At 64.6% G+C, this 7969-nt stretch carries 9 protein-coding genes; all 9 read left to right on the top strand.

Features of this window, described 5'->3' with window-relative positions; translation table 11 throughout:
* Positions 1-1567, top strand: a 1567-nt coding sequence (locus tag BRAO375_RS33045) for a methyl-accepting chemotaxis protein (protein WP_035643400.1), incomplete at its 5' end; no start/stop codon positions are given.
* Positions 1568-1624: 57 nt separating this feature from the next.
* Positions 1625-2440, top strand: coding sequence for a CheR family methyltransferase (locus tag BRAO375_RS33040; protein ID WP_009031790.1), 816 nt, complete (start codon positions 1625-1627; stop codon positions 2438-2440).
* Positions 2437-3078 (top strand): chemoreceptor glutamine deamidase CheD, encoded by a 642-nt coding sequence (gene cheD, locus BRAO375_RS33035; protein ID WP_009031789.1) that lies wholly within the window; start codon positions 2437-2439, stop codon positions 3076-3078. The genes BRAO375_RS33040 and cheD overlap by 4 nt, the downstream gene beginning before the upstream one ends.
* Before the next feature lie 8 nt (positions 3079-3086).
* Complete coding sequence (locus tag BRAO375_RS33030) at positions 3087-4145, top strand: protein-glutamate methylesterase/protein-glutamine glutaminase (RefSeq protein ID WP_009031788.1); 1059 nt, start codon at positions 3087-3089, stop codon at positions 4143-4145.
* Positions 4146-4147: 2 nt separating this feature from the next.
* A complete protein-coding gene (locus tag BRAO375_RS33025; protein ID WP_244423410.1) occupies positions 4148-5278 on the top strand; it encodes a methyl-accepting chemotaxis protein in 1131 nt (376 codons plus the stop codon).
* A 9-nt stretch (positions 5279-5287) separates the two neighbouring features.
* The gene (locus tag BRAO375_RS33020; RefSeq protein WP_009031786.1) at positions 5288-5587 is read left to right on the top strand and encodes an STAS domain-containing protein; all 300 of its coding nucleotides are present in this window, start codon (positions 5288-5290) and stop codon (positions 5585-5587) included.
* 3 nt (positions 5588-5590) lie between these two features.
* Positions 5591-6223: an ATP-binding protein gene (locus tag BRAO375_RS33015; protein ID WP_009031785.1), complete on the top strand. Its 633-nt coding sequence runs from the start codon at positions 5591-5593 to the stop codon at positions 6221-6223.
* Entirely contained in the window at positions 6220-7542 is a 1323-nt protein-coding gene (locus BRAO375_RS33010; RefSeq protein WP_009031784.1) for a PP2C family protein-serine/threonine phosphatase, read from the top strand. Before BRAO375_RS33015 ends, BRAO375_RS33010 begins: the two co-directional genes overlap by 4 nt.
* On the top strand, positions 7526-7885 hold the full coding sequence (locus BRAO375_RS33005) for an Hpt domain-containing protein (protein ID WP_009031783.1): 360 nt from the start codon (positions 7526-7528) through the stop codon (positions 7883-7885). The genes BRAO375_RS33010 and BRAO375_RS33005 overlap by 17 nt, the downstream gene beginning before the upstream one ends.
* The last annotated feature ends 84 nt before the right edge of the window (positions 7886-7969 follow it).

The raw sequence follows: 7969 nt of genomic DNA, 5'->3' as shown, positions 1-7969 counted from the left end.
GATCATGGGCCCCGACGGCAAGCCGTTCAAGGTCGTCAAATACGCCACCGACATCACCGAGGAGGTTGTCCGCAACGCCGACTTCAGCGGCCAGATCTCGGCGATCAACAAGGCACAGGCGGTCATCGAGTTCACGATGGACGGCAAGATCGTCAACGCCAACGAGAACTTCCTGTCGACGCTGGGCTACTCGCTGGGCGAGATCAAGGGCCAGCATCATTCGATGTTCGTCGACGTCGCCTATCGCAGCTCGTCCGACTATCGCATGTTCTGGGACAAGCTCGGCCGCGGCGAATATGACGCCGGTCAGTACAAGCGGATCGGCAAGGGTGGCAAGGAGGTCTGGATCCAGGCCAGCTATAATCCGATCATGGGTCCCGACGGCAAGCCGTTCAAGGTGGTGAAATACGCCACCGACATCACCGCCCAGGTGAAGGCGTCCGAGATGATGCAGGCGGCCGTGCAGCAGACCCAGGATGTCGTGAACGCGGCCAAGCAGAACGATCTGCGCGAGCGCATTCCGCTCGAAGGCAAGTCGGGCGACATCGCCCAGCTCTGCGAGGGCGTCAACGGCCTGCTCGACACCATGTCGGCGATCATCGCCGACGTCGCGGAGAGCGCCGACACGATCAGCTCCGCAGCCCGCGAGATCGCCTCCGGCAACACCGACCTGTCGCAGCGGACCGAAGAGCAGGCGGCAAGCCTCGAGGAGACCGCGGCCAGCATGGAGGAGCTCACTTCCACCGTGCGCCAGAACGCCGAGAACGCCCAGCAGGCCAACAAGCTCGCATCGTCGGCCTCCGACGTCGCGATCCGGGGCGGGTCGGTCGTCGCCGAGGTGGTGCAGACGATGGACGGCATCACCCAGGCCAGCCGCAAGATCGCCGACATCATTGGCGTCATCGACGAGATCGCCTTCCAGACCAACATCCTCGCGCTGAACGCCGCGGTCGAGGCCGCACGCGCCGGCGACCAGGGCCGGGGCTTCGCCGTGGTGGCCGCCGAGGTGCGCAACCTCGCGCAGCGCAGTGCCAATGCCGCGAAGGAGATCAAGGGACTGATCTCCGACTCGGTGTCGAAGGTGGAGTCGGGCTCGCGCCTGGTCGATACCGCCGGCAAGACCATGGAGGAGATCGTGCAGTCGGTGAAGCGTGTCACCGACATCATGGCCGAGATCTCGGCGGCGTCTCAGGAGCAGCGCGGCGGCATCGAGCAGGTCAACAACGCCGTCACCCAGATGGACAAGGTCACGCAGCAGAACGCCGCGCTGGTCGAGGAGGCTGCAGCCGCGGCCAAGTCGATGGAAGACCAGACCGGCGCGATGAGCGAGATGGTGGGCAAATTCCAGGTGCTCAGCGGCTTCGAGAGCGGCCGCGCGGCGCCCGCCCGAACCGGCAATCCGGTGGTCGACCGTTCGCTCGGGGCCGGCAAGGAGAAGCTCACCAACGTCCGTCCCGCGCCGGCAAAGCCTGCGGCCGCGAGGCCCGCGCCGCAACCGAGCCGCACGGCCGAGGCGGAGCCCGCCCGGCGTCGCGCCTCGGGCGACATCGACTGGAAGGAATTCTGACAACTGGACGGGCGTCACCTGCTCGGGTGACGCCCGTTTGTCATGGGGAGAGTCGACGTGCACGAAGAATTCGCGCTGCAGGACAGGGAATTTCACAAGCTGTCAAAGCTTGTGATGGATACCGCCGGGATCGTCCTGAGCGAGCGCAAGCGCGCGTTCATTCACGGCCGGCTCGGCCGGCGCCTGCGCGCGCTCGGAATGAACAGCTTTTCCCAATATTGCAAGCTGCTGGAGACCGATGCAGGCGATGATGAGCTGCACAACTTCATCAACGCGGTGACGACCAACCATACGAGCTTCTTCCGCGAGTCACATCACTTCGAGTATCTGGCCAGAACCATCCTTCCCGCCATTGTCGCCGGACATCGCCGGCGGTTGCGCATCTGGTCGGCCGGCTGCTCGACCGGCGAGGAGCCCCACAGCATCGCGATGACGCTGCTGTCTTGCGAGCAGCTGCTGTCCGGCTGGGACGTCAAGATCCTGGCGACCGATCTCGACACCAACGTGCTCGCGCACGCCTCCCAGGGCGTCTACGATTTCGAGCGCGCGGAAGGCATTCCGGAAACCTTCCGCAAGCGCTTCGTGACGCTTCGCGGCAACCAGGCCGTGATGAAGGACGAGGTGCGCGAGCTGATCTCGTTCGGCCACCTGAATCTGCTCGGACCTTGGCCGATGTCGGGCCCGTTCGACGTCATCTTCTGCCGGAACGTCGTCATCTATTTCGACCAGGACACGCAGCGCCGCCTGTTCGACCGCTATGCCGAGATGCTCAAGCCGGACGGCTGGCTCATCATCGGCCATTCGGAAAATCTGCTCAACATCTCCGACCGCTTCGATCTGATCGGACGTACCATCTATCGTAGGATCAAATGAACAGCGCACACAATCCGAGGCGGTCCGCACGATCAGTGGATACAGATGCCTTCCACGGAACGCGCCGCTATTACGACCCGCAGTTCGAAGCCACCGCCGTGAAGGTGTTTCCGGGCGATCACTACGTGTGCGCGAGCGAGCAGGAAATGCTGGTCACGGTGCTCGGCTCCTGCGTGGCGGCGTGCATCCGCGATCCGCTGGCTGGGGTCGGCGGCATGAATCATTTCATGCTGCCGGAATCGGCCGGCGCAGGATGGGGAAGCGCGGCGTCGGACAGCATGCGGTATGGCAACGTCGCCATGGAGCGGCTGATCAACGATATTCTCGCGCGTGGTGGTTCCCGGCAAAGGCTGGAGATCAAGGTGTTCGGCGGCGGCAACGTCCTGAAGAGCGCGACCAATATCGGGCATCGCAACGCCGATTTCGTCGAAGAGTACCTGCTGGCGGAGAACCTCGGCATCGCCGCCAAGCATCTGCGCGGATCGCTGCCGCGCAGGGTCCATTATTGGCCGAGCAGTGGCAGGGTGATGCTGCTCGAACTGGCGCGCACCGAGCAGGATGCGGTCGTCAGGGAAGAGACGTCTTACAAGAAGAAAATCCAGGTCGAGCCCGTCGCCGGATCGGTCGAACTTTTTTGAGGCTTGCCATGAGTGCCATCCGCGTTCTGATCGTCGACGACTCCGCCTTCGTCCGTCAGGTTCTGACCGACATCATGTCGGCCGATCCCGCCATCGAGGTGGTGGGGGCCGCGCCCAATCCCATTGTCGCGCGCGACATGATCAAGTCGCTGAACCCCGACGTGCTCACGCTCGACATCGAGATGCCGCGCATGGACGGCCTCGCCTTCCTCGACAAGGTGATGAAGCTGCGGCCGATGCCGGTGCTGATGATCTCCTCGCTGACGCAGAAGGGCGCCGACACCGCCGTCCGCGCGCTGGAGATGGGGGCCGTCGACTTCGTCGCCAAGCCGGTGGTTGGTCTGGTCGAGGGCCTGCCATTGCTGCGCGACGAGATCATCAGCAAGGTGAAGGCCGCGGCTGTCGCGAAAATTCGTCCGCTGGCGCAGCGACCGGTCGAGACGGCTCAAAAGACCGGTGGTGGCTACTACTCTTCGGAAAAGATCATCGCCATCGGGGCCTCGACCGGCGGAGTGGAAGCTCTGCAGGAGGTGCTGACATCCTTTCCGTCGAACGCGCCGGCGATCGTGATCGCCCAGCACATGCCAGCGATGTTCACTGCCTCGTTTGCCGCCCGGCTGAATCAGCTCTGTGCCGTCACGGTGAAGCAGGCCGAGGGCGGCGAACGCGTCCTGCCCGGTCACGTCTACATCGCTCCGGGTGGCTATCATCTCGAGCTCGCCCGCAACGGCGCGAACTATGTCTGCCGCGTCCATGAGGAGCCAGCGGTGTCTGGTCATCGCCCGTCCGTCGATGTGCTGTTCCGGTCGGTAGCGCACGCCGCGGGGCCGAACGCGATCGGAGTCATCCTGACCGGCATGGGACGTGACGGCGCTCTCGGTCTGCTGCAGATGCGGACGGCGGGTGCGCCGACCATCGGGCAGGACGAGGCCAGCTGCGTCGTCTACGGCATGCCCAAGGCCGCTCATGAATGCGGGGCGACCGAGATCGAGCTGCCGCTCGCCCAGATCGCGGCCAACGTCCTGAAACGGTGCGAGTCGTTGGCGGCGCGCGGAGTGAGAGTGTAGTCATGTTCAAATGGAGGCAGAATAGCGCGGCCGTGCAGACGCTTGCGGAGCCGGAGGCGCCGCCTTTGGCGCCGGTCGCGCCTGCGGAGCCGGCGCGGCACGACGAGTTGATGCAGCGCTGGATCTCGTTCGCGGCCATGCAGCAGCGCGTGATCAGGACGCTCGTGTCCGAGATTCAGCAGACCTCCGCGGTCGTGGAGACGGAGGCGGACCAACTGAGCGGACGCTTTCAGCGCCTGGCGGTGTGCGCCGAGCAGCAGACGGCCAGAGTCGACGATCTGAGCAGGCTCGCGATCGGCATCGAGGTCGACGGCGAGATCGTGCCGATCGACCGGATCGCAGGTCTGCTCGAGGAGACGTTGAGCGACGTCGTCGAGAAGATCCTGATGCTGTCCAAAGACGCGATGCAGATGGTGTATGCGTTGAGCGAGCTCAACAGCAACGTCGACCGCGTCGACACCTGCATGGTGGAGCTGAGCAAGATCAACAAGACGACCAACATGCTCGCTCTCAACGCGCGGATCGAGGCGGAGCGGGCGGGCAAGGCGGGCGCGGCCTTCAGAGTCGTCGCCGGCGAGGTGCGCGAACTGTCCGGCGCCACCGAACGTCTCTCGGTCGACATGGAGTCGGAGCTCAAGGCGGTCACCGACGGCATCGCCAGCGGCCACGAGACGCTGAAGCGGGTCGCGACGATCGATATGTCCCATAACCTGATGGCGAAGGACCGTCTCGAGGTTCTCATGGCCGCTCTGATCAAGCGCAGCGCGAGCCTCGCGTCGGTCGTCGCCGCCGCCATGAAGGAAGCCGAGGTGATCTCCGCCGATGTCTCGGCGATGGTGACCGGCATTCAGTTCCAGGACAGAACCCGTCAGCGGCTCGAGCACGTGGTCGATACGCTTCACGTCGTCGACGAGGCGCTCGATGAGCTGAAGGTCGCGACCGCGGAGGCGCTTCCGCCGACCGCGGAAGGTCAGTCGCTCGACACCGAATGGGTCAAGAAGCTGCTCGATCGCTTCACGCTCGGTGATCTGCGCGCGCGGTTCGTCGCCCAGATTCTCGACGGCGAGCAGCCCGTCGAAGCCGTAGCCGCCGAGAGCGCCTCGGCGAGCAGTGGAACCATCGAGTTGTTCTAGGAGGAAATCATGCAGATTCAAGTAGACCGCGGAGCCGGCCAGATCTCGATGAGTGGCGAGTTCACCTTCACCGATCACGCGCCGTTCAAGCAGATGGTCTCCGAGCTGTTCGCAACGACGGGCAAGTCGGTGATCCTCGATCTGTCCAAGCTCGACTTCATCGACTCCGCTGGCCTGGGCATGCTCCTGCTGGCGCGGGACGAGGCCAAGAAGAACGATCGCGATCTCATCCTGCGCCGTCCGAGCGGCCAGGTGAAGCGCATGTTCGGCGTGACCAAGTTCAGCACGCTGTTCACCATCGAGGATTGAGACATGGGCAGCTCCCTGCAGGCTCCGGAATCCGGCCCGCGTGTCACCTGCTGGGACGGCACCTCGGAGGCCACTCTGGAGGCGGCTCTGGAGCCGCCGGCGACCCAATGCATCGAGGTCGGGCTCGCCGAAAAATGCAAGGAGGATCTCGATCAAGCGGTCGAGCCCGGGCATCTCAGCCTGGTGGTGACCACGCGATCGGCCTACAAGCATTGCATCGTCAAGGTCTTCATTCATGCCATGGAGCATCGGACGGCGCTGACGGAAGACCTGCGCGTGCGTATCTATAGCGCCGTTCAGGAGGCGCTGATGAACGCCGTGCTACACGGCAATCTGCGGATCGATCCGGATACGCGCGGCAGCCTCGACGGCCTCGTCGCCGCGCACGATGCGATCGAATCCAAGCTGAAATCGTCGGATGTTGCTCAAGCCCCGATCCGGATGGATGCGCTGTGGGACGCATCGCAGCTGCGCGTGCTCGTGCACGACAGCGGCGTCGGCTACGAGCCAAAGGCCGTCCAGTCCAGGGCGGGAGAAGATTCGATGGGGCGCGGGCTCGCCATCCTGCAGGCGTTTTCCGACAATGTCGCGATCCTTGATGGCGGGACCACGGTCGAGCTGGAGTTTCGGCTATGAGCAACCAGACTCACATTTCCGAGGCTGCCCTCGACGACCGGCGCGGGCACGACGCGATCCGCGATGCGCGGATCCTGATCGCCGATGACGATCCGCTCTGCCGCCAGCTCGTGGAATCGGTCCTGCGTCGCCGCAACTTCGCCAATCTGGAGTTTGCCGAAGGCGGCGTCTCGGCGCTGGAGCAGTCCCGCAGCTTCAAGCCGGACCTTCTGCTGCTTGACATGCAGATGCCGGACATGAGCGGCCTCGATGTGTGCCGCAGCGTGCGTGCCGATCCGGACCTGGCGGATATTCCGATCCTGGTCCAGACGGCGACTTTCGATCGCAAGAAGATGGGCGAGCTGTTCGCTGGCGGCGCGTCGGACTTTCTATCCAAGCCGGTCAATCCGTCGGAGCTGATCGCGCGCGTGGTCGTGCATCTGGAGCGCTGGAATTCGCTGCGCGAATTGCGCAACTATCGCGAGCGGATCTCCCGTGAACTGGAAGCCGCGCGGCGCATGCAGTTCGAATTGTTGCCGTCCTGTGCGTCTCTCAGCGAGTTCGCCGAGAAGGCCGGCATGAGGATCGGGTCCTACAACCGACCGTCATCGGAGCTCGGGGGCGATCTCTGGGGCATGCTGCCGATCGATGACGGGGCGTTCGGGATGTTTCTTGCCGACTTCACCGGTCATGGCGTGAATGCCGCGCTCAACACCTTTCGGCTCCACGCGTTGATTCACGAGTACAAGAACCTTCATCATTCTCCTGCCGCGCTGCTCTCGATGCTGAACGAGCGGCTGGTGCGGCTGCTGCCGCCCGGACAATTCGCGACGTTCCTCTATGTCGTCGTCGATCATCGTCGGGGCGAGCTGAGGTTTGCGTCGGCAGGAGCGCCGCCCGCGATCCTGGTGCAGAGCCTGGCGGGACGACCGCGGTTCTGCGAGGGCACCGGCTTGCCCCTCGGCATCGAGCCCGGCGCGAGATATCAAACCTACAAGCGCAAGTTCCCCGAGGGGTCGCTTCTGCTGTTGTTCAGCGACGGACTTCCGGAATATCCGGACTCCTTCGGCGAGCGGATCGGGGACGAAGGCCTGCTGAACGTCCTGAATGCCTGCCATGCCGGGCTCGCCCCGCACGAGGTCATCGATCGGCTCTGCGCGGCGGCAGGAATCACCGGGCAGGCCACGCTGCCCGACGACACCACCATCATCTGTATCGACCGCCGCATCGCTGCGCCCGGCGAGAAGACATCGAGCGTCGCGGAGGCGAAGGCGTCCGGATCTCCCCGCCCGCGCCGATCCTCTCTCATCATGGACATCAAGCATGGATATCGTTGCTGAACGCGACCCGCTGCTCGATCCGGATCAGATCGAGCTCCTGCGCGACGCCCTCGGCGAGGAGGAGCTCGTGCGGATGCTGTCGCAACTTCCCGCCGCGGCCGCCGACGCCCTGCAGAAAATTCGTGAATGCCTGGCGGCAGCCGATCTCGCCGAGACGCGCAAGGCCGCCCATGTCCTGAAGGGCTTTTCCTCCAGCCTTGGTGCGGCGCGGCTCTCGGCGGTCGCCTGCGAGATCGAGGTCGATCTCGCCACGCTTGCAGACGTCGAAGCCCGGATGCCGCTGCTGGCCGAGACGGTCGAGGCGACGATTGCCGCCGTGGCGGAGATGCAGGAGCATCCATGAGCGATGGGCTGCATCACCCTGTCGGGGCCGACACTGATGATTTGCACGGCCAGCCCCGGGCTGATGGCGATAGCCTTGCTCGCA

This window comes from Bradyrhizobium sp. ORS 375 (assembly GCF_000239775.1).
GTDB lineage: Bacteria > Pseudomonadota > Alphaproteobacteria > Rhizobiales > Xanthobacteraceae > Bradyrhizobium.
The sequence above is the reverse complement of the archived record's forward strand: the minus strand, read 5'-3'. Positions and strand labels throughout refer to the sequence as shown.